At 44.0% G+C, this 24,962-nt stretch carries 20 protein-coding genes; 8 read left to right on the forward strand and 12 right to left on the reverse strand.

Features of this window, described 5'->3' with window-relative positions:
* Window positions 1-12 precede the first annotated feature (12 nt).
* From L2744_RS07090 to L2744_RS07110, 5 genes are all read right to left on the reverse strand, one after another.
* Window positions 13-258: a HypC/HybG/HupF family hydrogenase formation chaperone gene (locus L2744_RS07090; RefSeq protein ID WP_011789470.1), complete on the reverse strand. Its 246-nt coding sequence runs from the start codon at window positions 256-258 to the stop codon at window positions 13-15.
* Window positions 258-1,025, reverse strand: a complete 768-nt coding sequence (gene hypB / locus L2744_RS07095; protein ID WP_248991259.1) for a hydrogenase nickel incorporation protein HypB — start codon at window positions 1,023-1,025, stop codon at window positions 258-260. The genes L2744_RS07090 and hypB overlap by 1 nt, the downstream gene beginning before the upstream one ends.
* A 269-nt stretch (window positions 1,026-1,294) precedes the next feature.
* Complete coding sequence (locus L2744_RS07100; protein WP_248991260.1) at window positions 1,295-4,003, reverse strand: acetate--CoA ligase family protein; 2,709 nt, start codon at window positions 4,001-4,003, stop codon at window positions 1,295-1,297.
* 170 nt (window positions 4,004-4,173) lie between these two features.
* Window positions 4,174-7,098: a DEAD/DEAH box helicase family protein gene (locus L2744_RS07105; protein WP_248991261.1), complete on the reverse strand. Its 2,925-nt coding sequence runs from the start codon at window positions 7,096-7,098 to the stop codon at window positions 4,174-4,176.
* A gap of 1 nt (window position 7,099) precedes the next feature.
* Complete coding sequence (locus L2744_RS07110; protein WP_248991262.1) at window positions 7,100-7,684, reverse strand: class I SAM-dependent methyltransferase; 585 nt, start codon at window positions 7,682-7,684, stop codon at window positions 7,100-7,102.
* A 210-nt stretch (window positions 7,685-7,894) separates the two neighbouring features.
* Between L2744_RS07110 and L2744_RS07115 the strand changes: the two genes are divergently transcribed.
* A complete protein-coding gene (locus L2744_RS07115) occupies window positions 7,895-8,251 on the forward strand; it encodes an SRPBCC domain-containing protein (RefSeq protein ID WP_248991263.1) in 357 nt (118 codons plus the stop codon).
* On the opposite strand, the gene L2744_RS07120 is transcribed toward L2744_RS07115, so the two are convergent.
* From L2744_RS07120 to L2744_RS07130, 3 genes are read right to left on the reverse strand one after another with little or no spacing between them, the layout of a single operon-like run.
* Window positions 8,221-8,673, reverse strand: coding sequence for a class I SAM-dependent methyltransferase (locus L2744_RS07120; protein WP_248991264.1), 453 nt, complete (start codon window positions 8,671-8,673; stop codon window positions 8,221-8,223). The genes L2744_RS07115 and L2744_RS07120 overlap by 31 nt on opposite strands.
* A 22-nt stretch (window positions 8,674-8,695) precedes the next feature.
* Window positions 8,696-8,896: a hypothetical protein gene (locus L2744_RS07125; protein ID WP_248991265.1), complete on the reverse strand. Its 201-nt coding sequence runs from the start codon at window positions 8,894-8,896 to the stop codon at window positions 8,696-8,698.
* 20 nt (window positions 8,897-8,916) lie between these two features.
* A complete protein-coding gene (locus tag L2744_RS07130) occupies window positions 8,917-9,495 on the reverse strand; it encodes a hypothetical protein (protein ID WP_248991266.1) in 579 nt (192 codons plus the stop codon).
* A 136-nt stretch (window positions 9,496-9,631) separates the two neighbouring features.
* Here L2744_RS07130 and L2744_RS07135 point away from each other — a divergent pair, with 136 nt between their 5' ends.
* On the forward strand, window positions 9,632-10,258 hold the full coding sequence (locus L2744_RS07135; RefSeq protein WP_248991267.1) for a Fic/DOC family protein: 627 nt from the start codon (window positions 9,632-9,634) through the stop codon (window positions 10,256-10,258).
* Window positions 10,259-10,261: 3 nt separating this feature from the next.
* Here the strand turns inward: L2744_RS07135 and L2744_RS07140 are convergent, their stop codons facing one another.
* The 4 genes from L2744_RS07140 to L2744_RS07155 all read right to left on the reverse strand — a co-directional run bounded on the left by L2744_RS07140 (window position 10,262) and on the right by L2744_RS07155 (window position 17,368).
* The gene (locus tag L2744_RS07140; RefSeq protein ID WP_248991268.1) at window positions 10,262-10,417 is read right to left on the reverse strand and encodes a hypothetical protein; all 156 of its coding nucleotides are present in this window, start codon (window positions 10,415-10,417) and stop codon (window positions 10,262-10,264) included.
* Window positions 10,418-10,654: 237 nt separating this feature from the next.
* Window positions 10,655-12,265: an ABC-F family ATPase gene (locus tag L2744_RS07145; protein WP_248991269.1), complete on the reverse strand. Its 1,611-nt coding sequence runs from the start codon at window positions 12,263-12,265 to the stop codon at window positions 10,655-10,657.
* 263 nt (window positions 12,266-12,528) lie between these two features.
* A complete protein-coding gene (locus L2744_RS07150; protein ID WP_248991270.1) occupies window positions 12,529-14,568 on the reverse strand; it encodes a phytase in 2,040 nt (679 codons plus the stop codon).
* A gap of 46 nt (window positions 14,569-14,614) precedes the next feature.
* Complete coding sequence (locus L2744_RS07155) at window positions 14,615-17,368, reverse strand: TonB-dependent receptor (protein WP_248991271.1); 2,754 nt, start codon at window positions 17,366-17,368, stop codon at window positions 14,615-14,617.
* Window positions 17,369-17,877: 509 nt separating this feature from the next.
* On the opposite strand from L2744_RS07155, the gene L2744_RS07160 reads away from it, so the two are divergent.
* The 6 genes from L2744_RS07160 (at window position 17,878) to L2744_RS07185 (ending at window position 24,892) form a co-directional block, all read left to right on the forward strand.
* Window positions 17,878-18,888, forward strand: a complete 1,011-nt coding sequence (locus L2744_RS07160; RefSeq protein ID WP_248991272.1) for a GGDEF domain-containing protein — start codon at window positions 17,878-17,880, stop codon at window positions 18,886-18,888.
* Window positions 18,889-19,902 (forward strand): helix-turn-helix transcriptional regulator, encoded by a 1,014-nt coding sequence (locus tag L2744_RS07165; protein ID WP_248991273.1) that lies wholly within the window; start codon window positions 18,889-18,891, stop codon window positions 19,900-19,902.
* Window positions 19,903-20,438: 536 nt separating this feature from the next.
* On the forward strand, window positions 20,439-21,419 hold the full coding sequence (locus L2744_RS07170) for a helix-turn-helix transcriptional regulator (RefSeq protein ID WP_312018323.1): 981 nt from the start codon (window positions 20,439-20,441) through the stop codon (window positions 21,417-21,419).
* Window positions 21,416-22,639, forward strand: coding sequence for an EAL domain-containing response regulator (locus L2744_RS07175; RefSeq protein WP_248991275.1), 1,224 nt, complete (start codon window positions 21,416-21,418; stop codon window positions 22,637-22,639). Before L2744_RS07170 ends, L2744_RS07175 begins: the two co-directional genes overlap by 4 nt.
* A complete protein-coding gene (locus L2744_RS07180; protein ID WP_248991276.1) occupies window positions 22,636-22,989 on the forward strand; it encodes a hypothetical protein in 354 nt (117 codons plus the stop codon). Before L2744_RS07175 ends, L2744_RS07180 begins: the two co-directional genes overlap by 4 nt.
* Window positions 22,979-24,892 (forward strand): ATP-binding response regulator, encoded by a 1,914-nt coding sequence (locus tag L2744_RS07185; protein WP_248991277.1) that lies wholly within the window; start codon window positions 22,979-22,981, stop codon window positions 24,890-24,892. Before L2744_RS07180 ends, L2744_RS07185 begins: the two co-directional genes overlap by 11 nt.
* Window positions 24,893-24,962 lie beyond the last annotated feature (70 nt).

A 24,962-nucleotide genomic window follows, 5' to 3' on the forward strand; every position in this document is an offset into this window, starting at 1 on the left:
GTTCGGTGTTGATTAGTGCATGGCTTCATTTTCAAGCTTTGTAACAATCTCTTGATAGAGCTCAAGACTTTGCTGCGCATCTTCTTTATCGATTTTATTCATCACAAAGCCAATATGAATAAGCACATAGTCACCAATTTCGAGCGGCTCAGTCATCAAATGGCTGCTTACATCCCGGCGTACGCCTAAGGTATCGACGGTAACGCTTTGACGCTCGGCATCAATTGCCACGACTTGGGAAGGTATGGATAAGCACATTATTGTGCACCTCGAAGATTATCCTTAAGCCAAGCGGCAACCGCATGGATTGAGTCGCCATCTTTAATTGAGACTTCAATAATTTGGGTATCTGGATTGAGTTTTTTAAGCTGTGCTCTGGCTTCGGCTAGATTGAAATCAAAATAGGGCAGTAGATCGCACTTAGTGATAAAAACGACATCGGCGCGGCGGAACATTACCGGATATTTTTCAATCTTATCATCGCCCTCTGGTACGGATAGCAGCACGATATTTTTATGGGTGCCCACATCATAGCTTGCAGGACAAACGAGGTTGCCGACGTTTTCCACAAAACAAATATCTAAGCCTTCAAGGGGTAAATGATGCAGGGCGCCGTGAACCATAAAGGCATCAAGGTGACAAGCTGATCCGGTTTGAATTTGGTAGGCTTTAATGCCTTTCGCGATTAGGCGATCGGCATCCCGCGAGGTTTCTAGGTCGCCTTCAATCACCGCGTAGTTGAGTGTGGTGTATTCTTTCAGATTTTCCAATAACGTGGTTTTACCACTGCCAGGGCTACTCATCAAATTAAAGGCGGTAATATTATGCGCCTCGAAATGAGCACGGTTATGGCCCGCTTCAACATCATTTTTGTCGAGAATTTTGTGGATCACCGAGAGGGTTTTTTTATCGTTTAACTGGGGATTCGTGTGCAGTTCAGGGTGGTGGTGCTCATGGTTATGTGAATGCGCGCCGAGATGATCATGTTCGTGGCGGGTAAGAGAGCAGCCGCAGTCTTTACACATAGTGTTATCACTCCTTTAGGCATTATGATGACCCTTGGACATTTAACTTACCCTGTCACCATAATTATTATGGGTCGATCGTTAATTTGGTTACGCTAATGTTAAGTGTGATACAAATCGAGAAATGATTCTTTGATGTTCGTCAGGTTATGGGGATTAAATGGCGAGCGTTAGTGCGCGCCATTTAATCTGCCGTAGCTGTTTTACGACTATAAATATGGGGTAAGCTGAATTGTTGACGATATTCTAGTTGCTAATATCATTGTAAATCAGTTTATTACCACATTTGGTTTAAGATCCATATGCATCTTAATCAAATGCTCCTCCATATCGAAGGACACTTTAAATCCTAAGCTTTTTGCCAGACTTGCCATATTACGGTTTTCAAACATAGTAAAACCTGTGAGCACCGCCGTATCGTTAGCTTGATAATACTTAATGAGTTTTTCGAGCAATAGCTTACCCAAACCTATGCCTTGATGATCGCCGCGCACCGCCATGGCAAATTCGGCTTCGGTATTATCGGGGTCGATAGAGGCCCTTACTGCACCTAGGGTGATATCATCTCCATCAGGGCCTTTTGCGGTAGCGATAAACGCCATTTCTCGGGCGTAATCGATTTGGGTTAATACCGCCATTTCCTCATGGGTCATTTTAGAACGGACACCGAAATAGCGTTTGTATCTGTCTTCATCGGATAGCGAGTTATCGAAGGCTAAATGCTTAGGTTCATCCTCGGGCAAAATCGGCCGTAGCATCACCTTAAGGCCATTTTTAAGTTCGGCTTCTTCTTCTAATTCCTTAGGATAGGGCATGATCGCGAGACGCGATGCGCTGTCGGTATTGGCATCATGTAGGCGAATATTGACATCGAGCAGGGTGATCTTTTCTCCCGCCGCTAATACGGGATTTAAATCTAATGAGGCAATTTCGGGGCAGTCGATAATAATGTGGGAAATTTGCGTCAGCATCACACACAGGGCATTCATGTCTAGGCCCAGTGGCAGATGCCTGTCCTTTAACTTATGGGTCTTTAATGCTTGGATCACCATATAGCGCGCTAATGCCATATTTAGCGGTGGCAGGGCAACGGCGGCATCGTTTGTGGGATCCCATTCTGAGCCGCCTTCACCTAAACAAATGGCAGGGCCAAATACCGGATCGCTTATCACGGCCACGCGGATCTCCTGTGCACCCGCCGTTAGCGCCATTTTTTGCACTATCATACCTTCGATAATGGCGTCGGGATTCGCCTGATGCACCCTTTGCGTAATCGCGTTTGCCGCATGACGGATATCTTCAGCCGACGTTAAATTGAGCATTACCCCATGCACATCGGATTTATGCAAAATATTGGGGGATTGGACTTTTAAAGCCAAGGGATAACCCGCCTCATTGGCGATAGCAACGGCTTCATCGGCATCTTTAACAAACCAAGTATCAATAGTGTTAAGGCCGTAAGCGCGCAAAATGGGGATCGCCTCATGGGTTTCGAGTACCGATTTTCCTTTAGCTTGAGCGGCTTGCAGTAATTTTCGCGCGGTTTGGCTATCGGTTGGAATATTATCGGGAATGGATTGGGGGACTTCCTGCAGTAATTTTTGGTTACGGCGATATTCAACCATATGCATAAAAGCACCCACGGCACCTTCAGGAGTGCGATAGGTCGGGATGCCACCCTTAGTAAAACGCTTTCGAGCCTGATAGGCCGAGTCTTCACCGCTCCAGTTGGTGAGAATATTCAAACGATTCTTTTTGGGATGGGTGTGAATGGTCTTGATTAATGCGTCAGCAATTTCAACACTTTCACCGAGGGCTGAGGGTGAATGTAAAACTAATATGGCATCTAACTCATTACAATTCATCAAAATAGTTAATGCTTTAGCATAACGAGTCGCATCAGCATCGCCGATAATATCGACCGGATTTTGCCGTGACCAAGTACTGGGCAACACGGCCTCAAGCTGGGCAATGGTTTCCTCTGTGAGTTCGGCTAGTTTTCCACCACGTAAAATTAACTCATCGACCGCTAATACTGCAGGGCCGCCGCCATTACTGATAATGCCTAAGCGTTCGCCTTGGAGTGGGTTAGAATGGGCAAGGCTTTCTACCGCTGCAAAAAGTTCAATTAAATCATTAACTCGTAACATACCTGCGCGGCGAAATGCCGCTTCATACACGGCATCATTACCACCTACACCACCCGTATGCAATTTAGCTGCGCGTGCACCTTCAGGGCTTCGGCCCGACTTAATGACTAGGATGGGTTTATTGCGAGAGGCGGCGCGGGCGGCAGATAAGAAATGGCGTTTTTCATTGACTGAATCAATATAAAGCATAATGGCGCTGGTGCGGCTATCGCGGCCAAGATAATCGAGCAATTCATCGAAGTTAATATCGGTGGCGTCCCCTAGAGAAATAAAAGAGGAAAACCCTATACCCTTATTATTGGCCCAATCGAGTACGGTTGTGCAAATGGCGGCGGATTGAGACACGAAGGCAATCTTACCGGGTAGGGCGCTGGCATGGGCCAAACTAGCGTTTAATCCCAATGGCGGCAATAACATACCTAAACTATTTGGCCCAAGGATACGCATGCCATAACGCTTAGCATTTTGCATCGTTTGCTCAAGCAGACTCACACCATCCTCGTTAAACTCCTGTGCCATACCTGAGGCCATAATAATGGCGACTTTGCAGCCAAATTGTGCAAGGGTTTCGACGATGGCGGGCACACGGCAGGCACGGGTACAAATGACGGCCAAATCGGGCTTTATCGGTAGTGCTTCAATATTGGGATAGGCGAGCACGCCCATTACGGCGCGATACTTTGGTGTTACAGGCATAATCGGCCCAGAAAAACCGCTTGAAAGCAGATTTTTCATCAACACATTACCCGCACGTTTTTCAGTATTCGAGGCGCCAATAATGGCAACGGAGGTCGGTTTAAATAAGGAATTTAATGTACGTTGACTCATAAACGATCCCATCCCAATCAATGACCTTCTGAGTGTAACCTAGGGCTTAAAAACTGCACAGCTAAGTTTATGTATCTGTAAGATAAAGTACTACGAATATCATCATTAAATACACCAATAAGAGGAAATCAGTCACTGAGGATATAGTGTGCTCAGTGACATAATTTACGCTACTTTACGATTGATTTAAGACGTGCAAATGTATGCATTTCTTCACTGGCAACTATAGGGGCATAATCAGGATTATTTGCAATTAATAAATAACCGCCATCTATTTGCTTACTCACTTTTCGTAATAAATATTGATTATCACCACTATCATCTTGGATTTCTATTGCCAACGTAAGTCCATTAATAGAGCCAGCATTGGTCGGTGATATTTTCTCTAATAATAAGAGATCACCATCGCAAACGGCTTGTTTCCCTCCATTCATTGAGTTACCGCTAGCTGGCGCGAGGAAATGAATTTCAGGGTTAATCTTACCATAAATATCGGGAATTTCTTTGGTCAGTGATTGATCACAATATCCTGATTTAAAATGACCGCAGGCAATTTTTAAATTTTGGTAGTAGCTAAGTTCAATTTGAGTATTTTGATCTTGCTTCTCAATAAGATTGATCACATTTACTTGCTCAGATGTGACCACATTATTCAATATTTTTGGCAATGATGTAGTTATTGTTTTACTTCTATTACTGTAACGTGCAAGTAGTAGATCAGTGATTTCCATTACGAGTTCAGTTAATAAATCCCTATGCTCAGGTATGATTGTAATATTGGCCATTAGTTTATTTTGCTCAACTCTAAACCAAGGCTTTGTATCCTTTGTATCCTTTGTATCCTTTTTGCACAAAAAATTAATAGGGTTTCTTTTCCAATATTGATGCCATTTAGGATCCGTTGAGCTGACATTCAGTAATTCAGATAAAACATCTTGCTGCCAAAGTATGGGGTAGCGTTTAAAAACATGCCAACTTTGTTCACAAAGAGTATCGATATTGGGTGGAAAATTAAAACCATCAAGTGAAATAAAAGCTTCTAATAAGATTGCTTTAAAACATTTAGTCATTTTAGTGCTTGAAATTCCTTCATTAAGGAAGTCCAAATATGACGTTGCAACCAGGTTTAACTCTTGATCTTCCTCCTCGGAAAGCACTAGATTAAACCAGCTACCATATTGCCTATTTAACTTAGTGAGATCATACTTAGAGTAGAAAAACTCAGTTGCTGTTGGTCTTCGACCAATTTGGTTTTTTAACTCATGGTAAACATCGGCAGCAGTTTTATAACTCAGGCTTAGCTTACGCCAAAAATCAACCAATTCAGGCGCAATATTAATAAAACAGTTGACATTTATTAATGGGATAGTGATATTTTTCAATGCTTCTTCTGGTGTATCTAATCCTTGTAATGCCATGGGCCGATTTAAGAAGCTAATATGATTACCAATAAAATCGATAACAGTTAAATAGGATTTTCCCGTTGTCCTGGATTGTCTCAATCCTCGCCCCAATTGCTGAAGAAAGAGAATTTTTGATTCAGTGGGCCGAATGATTAGTATCGTATCTATGGCAGGGAGATCTGTGCCTTCATTAAATAGATCCACTGAAAAAAGAATATCTACTTCATTCATCGATAGCAATTGTAGTGCTTCTGCACGACGGATTTCAGAATGACTATGTACAGCGATAGCCTTGATACCATGTTGACTAAAATACTTTGCCATATATTCAGCATGTTTTTGTGAAGTACAAAATGCTAAGGTTCTTGTTTGCTTGTGCTGACGCCAGTATTTTAATATATGTTTTGCACGGTTCTCTGTGGCAAATACATTATCTAATGCAGTTGGATCAAATTTGCCATTTCGCCAAGGTAAATCTTGGTAGTTAATGGTTTTATCATTAATACCGTAATACTTGAACGGTACGAGAATACCACTTTCTATGCCATCGGTAATACGCTTTTCATAGATCAGGTTGTTATCGCAAAGTGACAAAATATCAGCTTGATCTGTCCGTTCTGGTGTTGCAGTTAGACCTAGTAGAAATTTTGGGGTGAAATAATTGAGTAATTTTTTATAACTGATTGCACCAGCATGATGAAATTCGTCAACAATAATATAATCAAAATAGTCAGGCGCAAATTTTCTCAGGTGACTAGTTCTACCAAGAGTTTGAATTGAGGCAAAAATCATCTTGGCATCTAACTGCTTACTTTGACCATTATAATGGCCTGTTGATGTATTGGGGATAAGAGTTAAGAAAGTTCTTTCCGCTTGTAATAATATTTCTTCTCTATGAGCGACAAATAATATTTTTTCTGATTGTGTTTGTAAAACATCAAAGGCCGCTAACCAAGTTTTCCCCATACCTGTTGCAAGCACAACTAAAGCTCGTTGCATCTTTAAATCTCGCGCATTATTGAGAGCATCAAGGGCTTCTAATTGCGCAGAGTTGGGGATTGGCTGTACTGGCCTTTCGGTATCCGACTCCATATCTAATAGTGTTAAAGCATGTCTGACTGGTTTACGTCTTTCGATATATTCATCGATCCATGTTGAAGTCAGTGCTTGTACTTGTGGATGACTGAATATTTTACTGAACTCAGATTGTATATGTTCAAAATCACTATTATCCCCAGTATGGCTATAGTCATGTCTTAAACACCACTCAACAGCATGGGTTAGCGCAGCTCTGCTGATATTATTAGAACCGATAAAGGCACAACCTTGGGAAATAGTTTCATTTTTTTGATGAACAAAGATATAAGTTTTCATATGAAAACTTTGTCCCTGCTTGCAAACATAGACTCTAGTGTTAGCACCTCTATTTTGTAATACTGATAACTCGCGTAAAGCGACAGGGTCAGTGATCCCGAGATAATCAGAGGTTAAGATAGAAATACTCACATTTCTATTTAATGCATCTGTCAATGCATCAAAAATGAGTTTTAGGCCGGATTGTTGAATAAAAGAAACAGAAATTTGTATAGAAGTAGCGCGATTAATTGCATTGATTAGCTTGGGTAAAAATGGATCAGATTCGCCACCACTGGTTAATTTTTTACCGTTCGAAAGTGATTGTAATAACTTCATATTAAGCAACTTTTATCAAGATAGCATTTAACCATTTTTCAGTCTCTCTACCAGAACGTACATCGCTAGTTATCCAAGTTTCATCAACTTTTAATGGGGTGTGTTTTAACCACTCTTTTAAATATGCTTCATTGGCATCGGTGAAATAACGGCCATTTCTCATACCACTCGATGTACCATATTTAAAAGAGCAATAAAAAATACCGTTACTAACTAATTGTGCGGCTAAAACCTGAAAGGTTGAAGGTAAGTCGATTGCCGTTACATGCAGTAATGAAGCACAAGCCCATATTGCATCAAATGGTATTGTCGTTTGAATATTGTGGAAATCGCAAACTTGAATCTCAAGACCAGTATATTGGTTTGCTGAGTTGGCTAATTTAGGGCTCGCATCGTTTGCGACAACGTTAAAACCTTTGTCTAAAAATACTTTGCTATCGCGTCCTGAACCACAACCTGCATCAAGGATCAGTGAGTTGGCTTTGAGTCTAGGGAGAAAGTGGGCATAGAGTTCAGATAAATCCGCATCTATCGTTGATAGAAAAAAGTCTTGAGCATTTTCATCATAATATTGCAGTGTGGACATTTCTGATCCTTAATATGGCTTCAGAATATTCTATCTAGATTAGTAGGCCTAAACAAGTTAATGGTTTGATTGTTTAAACAGAACAGCGAGTTAGCTTGTTATTTTCACCATCCTAATACACGCTAAATTTTTAAACATGGAGATTATGATATGTCAGATAAAACAGGGACGGTTTGATTACATAGAGTTCTGCGCGCTCCCACCTCTCGAGTGCATAACGCTTTTACGGATAAAAATGCGCTTGAACGTTGGTTGCCACCCTATGGATGTGTAGGAACGATCCACGAGTTCGATGTAAAGGTTGGCGGGGGCTATCGAATGTCATTTACAAACTTTAGTCGTGGGGGCAGCCATTCCTTTCGCGTAATATTTACTGAGCTTATCCCCGGTGAGCGTATCCAACATACGGACCAATTTGATGACCCTAGTCTCTCTGGTGAAATGCTTGTTTCTATCGAATTAAAGACAGTCTGTTGTGGTACTAGTATGAGTATTGTTCAGCAAGGTATCCCCTCTGTGATCCCTGAGGAGATGTGTTACTTAGGCTGGCAAGAGTCACTCGAGTAGCTTGCGAGGCTAGTTGAACCTGAGATCCCTAACGGATAAATCTTAATTTCATAGGCTTCATGATTCGCCGGGATCATGGTCTCTTTGCGGTGCAATATTGGCGGATTATCGCTCGCTTGATATTGGGTTACGCGATGGCTGAGTTTAGTCAGATCGACAGTGACACTTTGGGTCAATGCTGGGTAGGATTCGTCAAAAAAGCTAGGATAAGAAAGCAGCGATAACTTAAATTCATGTTTGCTGAGTTTGACAATGTGCCAGTCGTTTTCATCTATTTTTAGTGCATTAGCAACAGCATGAATGAATCGAGCTAGCTCAGGCGCGATTTCGCAGAAGCCCGTTTTATGGAGATAGTTTGCGTCCGGCAGTTTTTTTCCAATAGGCATCTTAGAGACCAGCTCTTGAAACTGTGTGGCATTCATCTTTAACTCCTAACGCGTTTTTCTACTTTGATTCAGTTTCAGCGGAATTGACTTTATGCGGGATTAAGTAGAAATAAGTATTTCCGTGTTTCTCATACTCAAGTTTACCTGCTTGCCGCTGATGCATTAGTTCATAGGTGCTGATATTGAGCAATTCCATGGTGGTTTTACTGCTGGGCCATCGTTGACTATCATTGCGTGTTGTCGGTTGGTTGTCGTTCATGTGTAATAATTGCCTACTGACTAAAACGTCGCATGTTCAATGATATGAGTGGCTTTATCCATTCGCCCTTTAAGGGATGGGACTCTTTGATTGGTCAGTAAATTACTTTTCATCAATTGCACAAATTGATTCATATCAGGCCCATAACTAATGTGTATGGGGGATGTTTTACCATAGTAATATAGGCGGTCAAACGTTAGATTTCGGCAAATCCAAACTCCCACTTGTTGCATGTCGAAGGATTTATCGTTAACGGTAAAGTCGCTGGCGGCACCACGACGCTCGCAAATGATTTTTTGGTTTTGATTCACTTCATGGGAGCAGTGCTGATCGAGGCTCGGTGCAATATGTGGATGACGATTTTTGGCTATCTTGCGTGCGAGTTCAGGTGAACAAAAACCGTAGGAGAGGGTGATAGGGCCGAATTGTTCTACTACTGGGTCAAGTATTTGGCTTGCAAGCTGGCTCAGTGCCAACCAAGTTTTAGCCTGTTTGGGGATGTTAAATAATTGAAGTGTCTCTACCGTGTCACCGCATTCGATGAGATCTCGAAACGTAAAATGATGACTGGCTTTATCGTTTAAAGAATGGATAAGCACTTTTAGCTCCTGATGCACTTTTAAGGGGTGACAACTATCTTGACACAGGGGGTTGGTGTAACCTTTAGCCTAATGCTACACAAAAATCCCTAGCATTGCTGGCAGTTATCTTTATTCAATCAACGAGCCGAACGCTATGTCGAAATATCATATTGGTACCACAGAGGATGAATTCGAACTAGGTTCCGGCGGTCATATACTGCGTAACAAACTCGCGATAACCGATGAAGAGGATATGGCAGAGGTAGAGACTCAGTTGCTACTAAAGCTCTATGAGTACGTGTTTCAATCTGGTGTGGTTGAAAGTGAACATCTCTCCGTTGGTATGCTCATTGAGTGGCATCGAAAATGGCTCGGTAATGTTTATTACTGGGCTGGTGAGTTACGCACAGTTAATATGGGAAAAGGTGGTTTCGAATTTACGGCAGCGTCTCAAATACCTAAGTGCCTCGCTCAATTTGAGTTGGAGTATTTAAGCAAGTTCAATAGCTTAAATTCACTTTCTAGAGACGAAGTTGTGAGTTACTTGGCTGAAAGTCATGTGGAATTTATCTTAATTCACCCATTTAGAGAGGGAAACGGCCGTTTGTCACGTTTGATGCTCGATGTGATGGCAGTAAAAGCGGGTTATCTTCCACTTGATTATGGGATTTGGGAACAACATAGAGATTTTTATTTTAAGTCAATTCAAGCGGGGTTGGGTGGGGATTATCAACATATGGCTCGTTTGGTAAACGATGTGCTCAGCGCTAAAAACGAATGAAGTTTAGGCTAAGGTCAAATGACTGAAACGGCTTTTTTGGGCCTTCAATTTTGCTTCAACTTCAGCCGTTGTTTTACCCGTCTCAATAGCGGTTGAACTGGCTACGGCGCGATAGAGTCGACTTTGAGTCACATTTGTGTTTTTTGATTTAGTTTTCATAGGATCAACCTCAATTAAGTGCATGAATTATAGCACTCTAGATAGCGAATAGACAGCTGTGTATCCAGCCAAAAAGCAGCAACACTTCATGTTTTACCAATCATATCGCTCTTTAGGTATCGATAAAAAAGTCGTCATTGGGATCTCCAATGACGACTTTTTTAATTCGATAATGCTGTTAATCAAACTGTGCTTATCAAGCTGACATAGCCGATTAAGGCTTATCTAAGCACAGCATTAGGCGCTCTTTCTCGCTTCCATTTCAGCTTGGCTTGAAAGGTATTCATCAAATGTACCTTGGAAGTTAATCAGCTTTTTGTCTTTAATATCAATAATTCGTGTTGCCAGTGATGAAACAAACTCACGGTCATGGCTGACAAATATCAAGGTGCCTTCAAAGTCTTTCAACGCATTGTTCAGTGCTTCGATGGCTTCCATATCCATGTGGTTGGTCGGCTCATCCATGATCAGCACGTTAATGTCTTGCATCATTAACTTACCGAATAACAAGCGGTTTTTCTCACCACCTGAACAGTTACGGGCTTTCTTGTTGGCATCGTCTTCGGTGAACAGCAGTCGACCTAACATGGCGCGCACCATAAGATCGTTGTGCTTAGGTTGGCGCCACTGCGACATCCAATCCATTAAGCTGTAGTCATTGTCGAACTCGTCGCTGCTGTCTTGCGGGCAGTAGCCGATTGAGGCGTTTTCGGACCACTTAATCACGCCTTTATTATGTTCTAAATCATTCACTAAGCAGCGTAGGAAAGTGGTTTTACCGACGCCGTTTTCGCCAATAATCGCCAATTTAGCGCCCGCTTCTAAAATCAAGTCGCCGCCTTGGAATAACAGCTCACCATCAAAACCGTGGGCTAAATCTTCTAAGATCAGTGCTTGGCGATGCATTTTCTTGCCCGCGTCGAAACGAATAGAAGGGTGGATACGGCTGGATGACTTCACTTCATCGAGCTTGATCTTGTCCATCTTTTTGGCGCGCGAGCTGGCTTGTTTCGCCTTAGATGCGTTGGCACCGAAGCGGTTTACGAAGTCTTGTAACTCTTCGATCTCGGCGCTTTTCTTAGCGTTACCCGATAATAGTTGCTCGCGGAGCAAAGATGATTGGGCAAGGAAGTATTCGTAGTTGCCAGGGTAAATGCGCAGTTCACCGTAGTCGATATCGGCCATGTGGGTACATACGGCATTCAAGAAATGCCTATCATGGGAGATGATGATCATGGTGCATTTGCGTTTATTCAACTCGGCTTCTAACCAGCTAATGGTATGGATATCCAAGTTGTTGGTCGGTTCATCGAGTAGCAAAATATCAGGGTTCGCAAAAAGGGCTTGGGCTAATAGTACCCGCAGTTTCCAGCCAGGTGCGACTTGCTGCATCAAGCCGTAATGGAAAGATTCTTCGATGCCCGCTTCGATCAGGATTTCACCAGCGCGGCTTTCGGCGCTGTAGCCATCCATTTCGGCGAATTCACTTTCGAGATCGCCAACCCGCATACCGTCTTCTTCGGTCATGTCGGCTTTGGCGTAAATTGCGTCACGCTCTTGTTTCACTTTCCAAAGCTGAACGTCGCCCATGATCACCGCATCGATCACTGTATATTGCTCAAAGGCAAATTGATCTTGGCTTAAGGTGCCGACCTTTAATCCCGGTGTGATAGACACATTGCCTGAGGTAGGGGCGAGTGCGCCGCTTAAGATTTTCATAAAGGTTGATTTGCCGCAGCCATTAGCGCCGATCAAACCGTAGCGGTTGCCGTTGCCAAATTTTGCCGAGATGTTTTCAAACAAAGGCTCGGGGCCGAATTGCATTGTGATATTTGCGGTAGAGATCAAAAGGAGCGTTCCTAGTTTTGGTAAAAAGGTAAAGGGCTGTAGACCAATAAACGAGCTTAAGACAACAAGATGACTAAGCGCAAAGCCAACATAATAAGGCCGCGGAGTATACAGATTAACCGCGTAAGATGCGAGTAGACAAACGCTTGGGTTTGCGTGTGTTTGTCTTTTGGGGGAATACGTTCCTCCCAAGTTTAGGGAGGAACGGGCTAATGCCTATCGCTAACTAGTCTCTGCTGCTATTGATATTGGTAAAATAGACGTTAGTTAAGCTGTAATTGCTGCGCAATGCTACTCCAAGGTAGCCATTTAAAGGATTGATTCGCATCGGGTAGATGGTTGTGTCCATCCTGCACCACCAGCATACCCTGTTGCCACGCGCCTTTACCTACGGGCAGATGGGTTACGGCTAGGCCATCGGTTTCGGCGCTGCCATCGATACTGGTTTCACGGCCATTTTCAATACCCTGTAAGTTAACTCCAATCCTAAATCGGCCGACTTGGGCGTAGGGTGGCTTAGTTTGATAAAGTATGTAGCTATTATTGCCTTGGCTTGAGACCACCAGTAAATCCTGCTTTTTGCCCTTAATCTCTGCGCCTTGATAGAGTGAGATCCCCTCGACATCGGCGACTAAATCGCCCTCAACTTTGATGATAAGCTTGCCCTCAGGGCTGGCCTTAGGGTTCGCATCGAAACGCCAAATACCTTTATCTTCTTCGCCGATAAACAGCGCATGCTGTGATTCATCGGTTACGCAGCCTTCAACTTGGCTTGGGGTGTTAATGTTCCGCACTAAGTCAATGCTAGGGGCATTGTTGTGCCAATCGACGTGGTACTGGGCAATGCGGCCAGATTTTTGATTGGCGAACACATACAAGTCTTGTCCATCTTGATAGAGGCACATGCCATAAATATCCACCATATTAGTGGCTTGGTTAGGATATTCGGTGATCTTGCCTGCGCTGTCGATTTCATAGAATGCCAAACTCTCGTTATCGCGCAGGGTGGCAACGACGATATCACGTTTTTTACCGCCAAGTTGCACCTGCTGGCGCAAGTCGACGTTATTAATTCGTCCCGATGGCAGGCCTTGGACTTGCTCACCTTGCATATTAAAACTGACTAATCCCCAACGCTTATTGGTCCCTAAGATCAGGCTTTTTTCGGGTGCTGTGGGATGCACCCAAATAGCGGGATCGTCCATGGTATCGTAGGGTCGGTCTGAGGGCGCACTTTCAACCCAAGCGGGAATTTCAACAATCTGATCATCGACGGTGTGAGTTGCCTCTGTGCGGATGATTTCGCTGGGTAATGATGCTTGGGCAAACAGATAGTGATCTGTTTGATCGTCAAATACCGCTAGGGTTGCCACAGATTGATTTTGCTTATTGTGAGTTGCCGCCAAGCTTAACCGCTTGGCTTTATTCGCTGAAAGCGTTGTAAGCTGATTGCCTGATGTGTCGGTAATCTTGCCCTTTTTATCCGTCAACAGCAGCGTGCCGTTGACAAGGTTTAGCCCGGTGATCTTATTGTCGATTGCGGCTAACACTAAGTGTGCGCTGGTGTCGGCAAAGGGGCTGGCATCGAATTGCCATACGCCAGCTTCTGGCTCACTGACATAGAGTTTATCGCCTTCGATGGCGCAATCCGTGCTGTTTACTGGGATTGCTTGGCGGCGCATGAGTTTGGGTGACCAATTGCCCGCATTGCCCAGCAGCCATTGTTCACTCTGGCCATTCTCACCCCCAAACCAAGCATAGATATGGCCATCTTGTTGGCGGGGTTGAATACAGATCCAATGGATCTCAAAGGATCCCATGGGTAATAAAGGCAACACATTGGTGGTGGGTTCGCCATTCACTTGTTTGAGCATAATAGGGCGAATGCGATCGGCCCTGCGGTCGAGTGTCAGTACATAGGGATCGCTAAAGGCGAGCAGCTCGAATTCTCCTTTTACCAATACCTTAGGGGCTGGCAAGCTGCCTGAGCTGGGTACGCTTTGCAACAAGAGCCCTTGTCGTTCACTGGCTAGTAGCCAAGTGCTCGTGGGGGGATTTGCATCCTGCTTGCTAATGCTGTTTGTGTTCAAGTTGCTAGCCTGAGTGGCTGAATGGGTAAACACCAGTGGCTGTGCCTGACTGCCCTTATGGGCTGCAACCGTCCGAGGCCGATGATCTGTTGAGCTGTGATCCTCTTTGGCTATGTTGGCGTGCACTTGACTTGCCATAAGGTAGAGTGCTGTGGTGGTACAGATTGCGGCACAGCGCACTGTAGCGGCGGAAAATATTGGGGTTATTTTCATATTCATCTTCATTATTAGTTTATCTTTTTATATGTGAATTAATGAGTTAGTAGTTAGTGTATTGCACGCCGAGTTGAAAGGTACGGCCATAGGCTTCGTACTGGGCGTTATAGTCACTGTTGCCCGCATAGCTGTAATACGGCTCATCGGTAAGATTCACGCCTTTAAAGTATAAGGTGAGCTGGGTGGTTAAATGGGCTTTAGCCACAAAGTCCCACTGGAGATGACTGTCTTCGTACAGATCATAACGTGCATCATCCAGTTCGGTGACTTCCTGTAAATATTCAGATTTATAGGCCGCCGATAACCACACGCTGGCGTAGCTGTTTTCATAGCCTAAGGACAAGTTCGCCGTAATATCCGACTGGCTTGGCATGGGGATGTCACGACTCAGTTCGCTACCTTCGTCTATCCAACTAATATTGGCCTCAGAATCGGTATAGGTGAGGTTAGAGTTCAGCACTAAACCATTGAAGGGCTCAGGTAAGAAGCTAAACTCCTGCACATAACTGAGCTCGATGCCAAAAATGTGGGCACTGTTGCCATTGACAAAGGTTACGGCGCTATGGGCATCAATATAATCCCCCCGTCCCGCTAAGTCCGCTTTGTAGATAAAGTTATCTATATCCTTATAAAACAATCCGGCAGAAACCAAACCTATATTGCCAAAGTAATGCTCGAGACTTAAGTCAAAGTTCATTGACTCTAACGATTTAAGATCAGGATTACCAAAGGTTAAATCGATATCTCCATCATCTTCCTCGCGCAAATACCCGGGGGCTAATTGGCCAAATGTCGGGCGTACTAAGGTGTTAGTCCACGCGCCGCGTAGCACTGTGTTATCTGTGTAGCGATAGGTTAGGTGCAGTGCTGGCAGCCAGTGGTCTTCATCTCGATCATTTTCGATATTGATAAACTCGTCGTTCACGCCATCATAACCATAACCTTTGGAATCCCATTTATTTTGCTCAAAACGTAGACCCGTGAGAATGCGCAGTTTGTCGATATCCACATGGCCCATTAAATAGCCGGCGTTCACATCTTCTGTAATATCAAAGTCATTGATAGTAGATTCAATCTCATCTCGATTGCTATCGGCATCGAGGCCGTTGAGCAGTTGCCATATCGATGCGGCATTGATGCCTGGGCCAAAACTCCCAAGGCTGTAATCCACTTCATTGCCAGTGTATTGGCTTAGGATAAGGGCATCGTCACTCACGCCTTGATCGCTAAAGTCGCTGTAAATCCAGATATCTTCACGATTGGTTTTGTCGCGACGACTGATTTTTACCCCAGTTTTCACCTGTGCAGGATAGTCCCCAAGGCTCAGTTGGCGCGTAAAATCAAGTTGCGCGCTGTTGAGAGTATCTTTGGCTTTAGAATCGGCAATTTCAATTTCATCTAGCTCAAAGTTTTCCGCTTGATAATAGCTCTCTGGGGCGATGAGTTGTGGCGTCTTGCTATCGGTAAAGCCAGTGTCATTTATCTTAGCGACAAACTTTGCGCCAGCAATGTCCTGCGGTTTTTCGGCGCTGGCGGTGCTGTGGCTCGCTTGATAGTCCAAGGTCCAGCGTTCGAATCGGGTTTCACCGCCAAGCACAAAAGAGGTGATGTTTTGATTTTCGGTGCGCGATTTAAGTGAGCGGGTGGTTTTACCTTGGCTTAACTCGCCCTCCTGTTGCGCTGAACCCCATTTGGTTTTGGCGCTGTTGCGGGTTTCGGTATCATCGAACTCGCTGTAAAGGGTGCGCAGGTAAAGGTCGGTGTCATCCGTTGGGCGGTAATCGAAGTTAACGCCTATGCCTAAACGCTCACGGTTAATTTCATAATCCCGTTGGTCGACCGAGTTGAGGCCTGCGTTGTCAAAGCCTGAGTCATCGGCAAAATCCCAGTCGCCACCGGTTTCGACGTTATCTGAGCCAAAGTCGCGGTTATACCAACTGGTGCCTATCGCTACCCCAAAATTGTCGCCAAAGATATCGCTGTAGCTTGCCGCCAATTTGGGATTAGTGTTATCCGTTAATGAGTCTTGGCTGGCCTCGGCGCTGAGGTTTAGGTAAGTGTCATCTCGGTCGAATGCCGACAGGCTTTTGACTTCGATTGCGCCGCCCAAGGCATCTGCGTCCATATCCGGGGTTAAGGTTTTACTGACTTCCACCGATTGCAATAGATCCGATGGCACGACATCAAGTGCTACGGCGCGACGATCGCTCTCGGGGGAAGGTAAACGCGCGCCATTCATCGACACTGAGTTGTAATCCGGCGCCATACCGCGCACACGTACAAAGCGACCTTCGCCTTGATCGCGCTCAATTGAAAGCCCAGGTACGCGCTGCAGTGATTCGCTGATATTGCTATCGGGGAAGTTACCCAGTACATCGGCACTGACTACGCTAAGCACATTATCGGCGCCCCGTTGGCGGTTCATGGATTTACTCAGCGCACCTTGCTGACCGACGACTTTAATATGTTCAAGATCTTGGCTACTCAGGCTCATATCCACTTGGGTTGTTTGTTTGTCCTCAATCTGAACCTTCTGCTCCATCGGCGCCGCGCCAAGATAATTGACCACTAAGGTGTACTGACCATCGGCAATCCCAACGAAAAAGAAGCGCCCATCCCGTCCTGCCTGCTGACTTAAATTCAGTTCTTTAATGGTGACGCTCGCACCAGGCAAGGGCTGTTGGCTGCTTATATCGCGAACATGGCCTTCGAGCTTGCCAACAGCGAGGGCGTTAGCGCTAAATCCAGCAGCCATAATCGCGAGGGTAATGGCCGATAAGGGAGTGCGAAATTGCATGTTAAGTTCCTATGTAGAGTACAAGCTAAAGGGTTTTCGTCAGTTTTATTGCTCGTCCCTTGAAGCTATTAAGGATCAAGAGACTGATTGAATTGCAGCCACGTTAGGGGAGGTTAATGTCAGATTTGTGACCAGAAGTTTGGATGAATGTAAATAGCCCTCTAAAATCGGCATTTTTGCGCTGTGGTGAGCCCAAATGACTCTTACCATCGCCGAGGTTTTTGTATCTTGACTGGCTTAGGACCTTTAGTGGATAGCCACTTATCGAATCGCTCGCTTTAGAATAAATTAAGTTAAAACAAAAAGTTGAAAATATAAAATCGAGTTTATAAGCAAAATGTGTGACGTATTTTGACTACAAAGATCAAATTTATGCCCGCTATTAAGCACAATAGCTGAGCTAATATGCCGCCCTGATCCTCGAATGCTATGTCACTCATTTGTCATCAAACAGGGTTAGCGTTCAATGCCATTAAGGCAGTTATTGATTGCTAAAAGGGGCAAACACTTTGCATAACATCTTAGAACACCCAGCCAAATCATTTCGCCTGGCTATCGTTTATGGCCTCAGTTTGCTGCTGATGTTTTTAGTGCCGCTATTGCTCTGGCAGAACACCTCGGCCAAGGTTTTTACCCAAGTCGATTGGTTAGATATCGCCGCCGAAGGGGCACTCTTTATCATGGGCATGTGCTGGCTGATGGTGATAGTGTCGGTACGACCTTCGGGACGGGTTACACACCTATTGGTCATTGGCCTTAGCAGTTATTGTTTGGGGTGTTACTTAGACCTACTCGATGAGATTTTTATCGTTAAAACCCTCCCCATATATAACTGGTTTGAAAAACTGCCAACCCCAATAGGACTGGTTATATTAACCACTGGACTTTGGCAGTGGCGGGATGAGCAAAATGTGGTGAATCGTCAGTTGCAAACCCGCGAGCAATTTTACCGCCAGCACCAGTTAACCGACAGTTTAACCTTGCTTAATGATGCCAACGCGTTTGAGCACCATTTAGTGAAACAGTTGGCTAGGCAGCAACCCCTAGGGCTCATCATGCTTGATATCGATTATTTTCATCAATTTAATCAACTTAAGGGGGCAGAAGAAGGCGACCGTCTGCTTTCAGAGGTTGCCCAGTGGCTAAGCTCGCAGCTTAGAAGCCAAGACTTAGTGTGCCGCTATGCCGGTGACCGCTTTGTGATCTTGCTTAATGGCGCGATTGCGTCATTGGTGAGTACCATGGCAGAGCAGTTACAACAAGGGATGAGTGCTTTTGGCTGTGAGGCCTGCGTGGCTTGGGTATTACCTTCACCCAAAACGGTTTGTGCTAACCAAAGCCAGCAACAACTCAAAGGGGAGGCGCAGATCCTGCTCAAGTCACTTAATGAAAAAATATCACAGCAAAAATCACAGCGGGCGACAGCAACCGTCCCAAGCAGCCAAACAATGGCGCAGTCTGCCGCAGGAACTCTGCATCAGCCATCACCCCCTATCCACAGCTTTTCTGAGCCTAGATAGATGAAACCCCTAGCTACTTGGCAGGATAAATGTATCGATAGCCAATTGCTGGTGGCCAGTCTAGTGGGCTTGTTTAAGCAAAGGGGAATGGATTGCGACAAGTTGCTGCGCGGTACGGGCATTTTTATCACAGATATCCGCAAGCCCGGGCATTATATCAGTCCTAAACAATTGATTAAGCTGGTGGATAATGCATTAACCATGTGGCCAAGTGGCGATCTCGGCTTTCTATTAGGGCAACTATGGCTGCCGTCACAAAGTGGGGTGTTAACCGCAGGGCTGTTTTGCGCGCGGGATCTGAATGAGCTTGGCCGCTTTTGGTATAAGTACCATTGGTTAACTCAACCTTGGTTACAATGTTGGCGTTGGCAGGGTGATAGTGAGTGGCATTTTTTACTGAGTCTCGATTTAGGTGCTGAGCGTCATGCCCAGTTTTTTATCGAGTTAAGTTTGTCTTCCCTTACCGCCAGTTGTAAGCAACTGATGGGGAGAAGTTGGTGTGGCAGTGTGCGTTTTCCCTATCAAGAACCGAGCAATGTGGCCCAGTATTATAAATACTTTGGCACTGATATCAGCTTTGATGCGCCGCTGTGCCGGGTATCGATGGCAAAGGATTTTATGCAACAAGCCTTATTATTTGCAGCCCAAGCCCAAGGGGGATATCAGTTTCAGTCACCACGATATGCCTTACTCGCCAGTGAGTCTCAGTTTGGGCTCGCAGCGGGTGTGCGATTGTGTTTAATGCACAATAACATGAGTTTGCCGCAGATGGCAGAAAAACTCGGCATGAGTCCCGCTACCTTAAAACGCCGTTTGGCGGAAATGGGCTTAAACTTTGGCCAACTTGCCGATGAAACCCGCTTGATTAAAGCGCTCTATTATTTAGCTGCGCCGCAACAGGATGCGCACAGTATTGCGACGTCCTTATCCTTCAGTGATGCCAGTAATTTTAGACGTTCCTTTAAACGCTGGACTGGACAATTACCTACCTATTTCCGCTTCTGGCTAGCTTAATTTCGCCGCCTATTAATCCCCCATTTTCCTGCTATTGAAATTATCTTCTTGCCGCCATAAAGCTTATTTTGAATAATTACTCTATAAAATGAATTTTTGTTAAAAATATCTCGGGTTTATATTTTTAATTTTGCATATCAAGTGCATAAGTAATCAATTTGCTGTCTATTGATATTGAGGGGATGTCTAGCTCGGAATATTGCAGCTTGAATACTAATATATCTGTGTGGCTGATAAATTTTATGTTCTGCGCTCGGTTTACCTTCCTAGGCACTTTTTAACCTATGGTACTTTAAGAGTGCCATGGTTTCATTTTCGCCATGTCAATTATACTGGTCCTCCTTATAGCAAGAACGTGGTGAATACAAGGTTGGTGTGAAAACTCGCAGTAGTGGTTGGCAATAAAATCACTGGGGTTTGCTCCATCGAAAAACTGAAGTGCATTTGGATTATTTAACCATTTAGACATCCAGAGCAGGTAGATGACATCGACCATGAGACGTATATGGAGCTGCTAGAGCAAATAAAAAATACCGATGGAACGCGATATCATGTGTACACCTACCTCTTATCCAAACAAAACAAGCCCACAGACATTTTCCAATTTTTTAAAACATACCCGCACTGAAAATAATCTTTCCCAAGAAGATCTTTGTGGCTTACTTAGGCAAAAGAGTTACCTATTCGACGCCTTAGATTCGATTACGATCAGCCGTTGGGAGCGGGGCGTAAATATTCCTTCCTTGGCAAAACAATCTGAAGTTGTCGAAATATTTGGTTCTGAACTGTTTGATATTTATCGTGAGGATAAAAAGTTTATCAACGAAGGTTTGGCGCTGATCAACCTCTTTGAATCGAACCTAGATCGCAGCGAACACCCTTACTATCGGAATAAACCTTATCGCGTCGAGTTTATTGATAGTCATCACCAAAACTTTATGACCTTACTACAACTGAGTTTGGTGTATGAAAGTAACCCACGTTTATCCTTTGTCAGTCGTAAATTAACTCAGCCGTTGTTCTGTGGACTTTCACTCGTCGTTGCTTTTAGCTTTGGGGATCAGATTGTTGGGCACAGTTTGTTTTGCCGTACTCAGGCGAAAATTGCCCTTGAATTTATGAATGATGAAGCGGATTTATTCGAAGTCATTAACCACAAAAGCCAATCCTTACCCGATACCTTAATGGTATTTTCTTCATTTGGGGTCACGCCCCATATCGAAAACTATATGATGTCCGTTTATCTAAATGAACTGGCAAAGAGTCGTTCACTCAAGTTTTTAAGTTTTAATATTTGTGATGAATCACTTAAGCGAAAACTGACCCATTTTAAGTTGCCGATCTTTAAGGTGAGAACCTTAGATGATGGCCATAAACCTATCAAAAATTACTCGTTTTTCTGTAGCCGCACGGAAGTGATGGCGAACCGTAATCTGCTTAAGCTTTCCGTTATTCCATCATCAAAATCTCAGATGATCGATCCGATTTTTTTTATGCAGTTAGAGACCAATATATGAATATTCTTATCATTGATGATCAGCGATTTATTCGAGAAGCCATGAAGGCCGATATCCATAAACGTTTCACTGAAAGTGAATTGACGATTAATGAGGCCTGTAATGGTAATGAGGGAATGGCATTAATTATTGAGTTAGGGGAAAAGCTCAATTTGGTCGTTATCGATTTAAAAATGGAGCAGGGCGATGGTATCGCGGTGATCAATATGCTGGCTTCGGATACGCGCTATGCCCATATTCCTATTGCGGTGATCAGTTCGTCGGATAAACGCACCTTAGAGCTAGTGGGCGGTATTATCACGAGTTTACGCCTAAATTTAGTGGGGATGTTTTCTAAACCTATTAATGTGAGTGATATTTTAACCCCGCTATTGGCAGCCAATATCAAGGGGAATGCTGCACTTGAGTTGCCACCAGTATCACAGGGGATGGCAGCAAGCGTGAATATTCACCAGTTACTTAAAGATGAGCAACTCATCCTCTGTTACCAACCTAAGATAGACCTTAATACTAAGGAAATTGTCGGTTTCGAGGTGTTATCGCGCCTGTGCGATCAATCCAACGGCTATATTTATCCCGATGTATTTTTGCCCTTAATCAATCAATATGGGCTCAATACCCTGTTTTCACGCTTGGTGATCTCCCAAGCGTTGCAATGTTGGTCGCGCCAACCCTTGTTAATGACATTTGCACTCTCCATTAATATCACTGCCGATGATCTTACTTGCGATGAGCTTATTGAATATCTGATCCAGTGTCGCCGGGAATATGCTGACATCCATCTTATTTTAGAATTAACCGAATCGCAGGAAATCATCAACCAAGACCGAGTCCTCAATTCAATAGCTCGGCTCATTATCAACAATATTGATATTTCCCTCGATGACTTTGGTAAAAGTTATTCCACCTATGATCGCTTAGATGCCATTCCTTTTAAGGAAATCAAAATTGATAAGAGTTTTGTGTCCGATATGGATATCAACCATCAACACTATTTTATTGTGGAATCGACCATAGCGCTCGCCCAAAAGATGCAGGTAAAAGTGGTGGCCGAAGGCGTAGAAACCAGTGCGATAGAGTCCATTTTATCGGATCTTGGTTGTGATATCGCCCAAGGTTATCTGTATAGCCCACCAATAGAAGGGCGTTATCTTATTGATTGGATAACCGAATATTCGGCTCAACATATCAAACCCGATTATCATCGAGAGTATCTATGATCGCTCCTAAAACAGGCCAGAAGATGGAATCTAAGTTACTGATGAATAAAGTCATGCAGGAGGCGTTGGTGACTTTTTTACATCAATATAACCCAGAGCAGCAACGGCATTTACGCCAAACCCTGTTGGCAGAGTTGCAGCGCATCTTACTTGAGCTGGAACAACTTAAGCTCAGCGATCATAAGTCCAATGATCATTTTTCGAGATTAAAACATGAATTTATAGGGATTACAGGCTATTTACAGCTAAGGGAAGTGCTGTTGCAGCATGATAGTGACGATCCCGCGCTGTTAAGATCTCAAGTCAGATCCTTACTCAATGTTGTAGTCGAGCATTACGATGCGCCTTAAATACAGTATGTGTTTTAATGTGATGGGTGGGCTGTTAGTGACAATGCTGGTGCTCTGGCTGACCTTGTCCCATTCACTCTATGAGTTTGATTCTATTTATAACAAGAAAGCGGAGGCGGCATTTTCCTCCTCGCGGGACATGTTTTTGCAACATAGGATCATGTTGGACTCGTTGCAATCGTTTTTTCAGGCCTCCGAGATAGTTACGCCAGCAGAATTTGAGTTCTTCGGAAAGGATCTCCTTAAAATTAAATCCGCCGTCGCTTTTACGCTGACGCCCGAGCTTCAATTAGCTTATTTATCTGATTCAACAATGAAAGATGAGCTTAGTCAGCTCAAATTAATCCGTACCAGTAGTGGAGATGTGCACGCCAGTCTTGCGGGTTATACTTTGGCTTTTGTCACAATAGATGAGCCAAATATGCCCTATTTAGTCTATGCCATTTCACATGAGCAAGTCATGGCGCGGATTGAACAAGAGCAGGGAATATGCATCCGCTATCAATTTGAGCACGTACTGCTACAAAGTGCCTCCTGTGAGCTAATGTCATCCCATTGGCCTTTTACTTGGTTTAGCGATAGTGATAGCCGTTATGTGGACATTGCCGAACATCAAATTCGCTTTAACTTACAAATAAGCTATCAAGTACCCCAAAAGGATGTGATTGAGCTAATTGTTATTATGTTATTGATCGCTGGTCTTGGGGGGGCATTTTCTGCGCTTTTATACTTTAAGGTTAAAAATCAACATATAGTACAAAAAATCCAGTTAGAGAATCGCTCAAAATTAGCCGTACTTGCCAGTATCAACCATGAGATAAGAACTCCAATTAATGCGATATTAGGTTATAGCCGAATGCTAAAAGAGGCGCAGCCTGATCCGCTCGCATTCGACAAACTAATCGACAAAATGATGTGGTCGGCAAATCTACTCTATTCGGTCGCGGAAAATACCCTCAACTACAGCAAGGCTGAAGTCGGTCAACTGCGGCTAAATCAGTATTCAGTCAATCTACACGAGTATGTGAGCAATATTCAGGATTATTACCGTGCGTTTAGTGCAACATCGGGTAAAAGTTTACAGATTGTTGTTAGCAAAACATTGCCTAAATTTATTGAACTCGATGGCACCAAGTTATTTCAACTCATGACCAACATTATTAATAACGCCTTTAAATACAGTACAGGCAGTGAAGTGCATTGTTATATCGATCTACGCCTAAAACCTTTTAAAGGGGTAAATCGCCCGGTTTTGCGGGTATTGATCCGCGATTTTGGTCAGGGTATGTCAGTTAGCGCCAAACGTGCCTTAGTGGATCCTTTTGTGCTTGATGCCTATTCACCCCATGCATCGTCATCTCAGGCATCGAGCTCTGGCATAGGATTGGGGCTTTATACCTGTAAACGCTTACTTGAGCAGATCGGCGGTCAATTTATGCTGCGAAGTCAGCCGGGGAAAGGTACGACAGTGATGCTGCATTTTCCCTGTCAGCTTGCCAAAACAAAAATGCGTTTAGCAATTGAATATGCTCAACAAGATATTTTGATTGTGGATGACAATCTGTTTAGTCTTGAGGTGTGCAAAGCCATGCTAAGCCATGATGGTTTTAAGACTCTCTGCGTGGATAATGCGGCACAGGCGCTGGATTTATTCAGGCGGCAATTACCGCAAATCGTTATAGTGGATTATCGTTTACGGGAAACGAATGGTTTACAACTTATCCGCCAAATGCAACAACTCTTGCAGGATAATAGGAGTAGTCCAGAGCGCGAGCCTACTTGTCGGTTCTTTTTATTATCGGCTAACGATAGTCATGAAATCCCTGAGTTTGACCAATTCCCCGAAGTGAGCTTTATGCAAAAGCCTTTTAATATGGATTTGTTTTTAAGTAAGTTGGTATGAAATGATATCGCGTGTTGTTCCGTCGCTTTTTCGCATAGAATGACGGCCTTAATGACCTCATTATAACTGG

Source organism: Shewanella profunda (assembly GCF_023283765.1).
Classification (GTDB): Bacteria; Pseudomonadota; Gammaproteobacteria; order Enterobacterales; family Shewanellaceae; genus Shewanella; species Shewanella profunda.

Bases quoted from the DNA above. Each gene is read 5' to 3' on its own strand.
- L2744_RS07090 (WP_011789470.1), bottom strand. From the start codon at position 258: ATGTGCTTATCCATACCTTCCCAAGTCGTGGCAATTGATGCCGAGCGT.
- hypB (WP_248991259.1), bottom strand. From the start codon at position 1,025: ATGTGTAAAGACTGCGGCTGCTCTCTTACCCGCCACGAACATGATCAT.
- L2744_RS07100 (WP_248991260.1), bottom strand. From the start codon at position 4,003: ATGAGTCAACGTACATTAAATTCCTTATTTAAACCGACCTCCGTTGCC.
- L2744_RS07105 (WP_248991261.1), bottom strand. From the start codon at position 7,098: ATGAAGTTATTACAATCACTTTCGAACGGTAAAAAATTAACCAGTGGT.
- L2744_RS07110 (WP_248991262.1), bottom strand. From the start codon at position 7,684: ATGTCCACACTGCAATATTATGATGAAAATGCTCAAGACTTTTTTCTA.
- L2744_RS07120 (WP_248991264.1), bottom strand. From the start codon at position 8,673: ATGAATGCCACACAGTTTCAAGAGCTGGTCTCTAAGATGCCTATTGGA.
- L2744_RS07125 (WP_248991265.1), bottom strand. From the start codon at position 8,896: ATGAACGACAACCAACCGACAACACGCAATGATAGTCAACGATGGCCC.
- L2744_RS07135 (WP_248991267.1), top strand. From the start codon at position 9,632: ATGTCGAAATATCATATTGGTACCACAGAGGATGAATTCGAACTAGGT.
- L2744_RS07140 (WP_248991268.1), bottom strand. From the start codon at position 10,417: ATGAAAACTAAATCAAAAAACACAAATGTGACTCAAAGTCGACTCTAT.
- L2744_RS07150 (WP_248991270.1), bottom strand. From the start codon at position 14,568: ATGAAAATAACCCCAATATTTTCCGCCGCTACAGTGCGCTGTGCCGCA.
- L2744_RS07155 (WP_248991271.1), bottom strand. From the start codon at position 17,368: ATGCAATTTCGCACTCCCTTATCGGCCATTACCCTCGCGATTATGGCT.
- L2744_RS07165 (WP_248991273.1), top strand. From the start codon at position 18,889: ATGAAACCCCTAGCTACTTGGCAGGATAAATGTATCGATAGCCAATTG.
- L2744_RS07170 (WP_312018323.1), top strand. From the start codon at position 20,439: ATGGAACGCGATATCATGTGTACACCTACCTCTTATCCAAACAAAACA.
- L2744_RS07175 (WP_248991275.1), top strand. From the start codon at position 21,416: ATGAATATTCTTATCATTGATGATCAGCGATTTATTCGAGAAGCCATG.
- L2744_RS07180 (WP_248991276.1), top strand. From the start codon at position 22,636: ATGATCGCTCCTAAAACAGGCCAGAAGATGGAATCTAAGTTACTGATG.
- L2744_RS07185 (WP_248991277.1), top strand. From the start codon at position 22,979: ATGCGCCTTAAATACAGTATGTGTTTTAATGTGATGGGTGGGCTGTTA.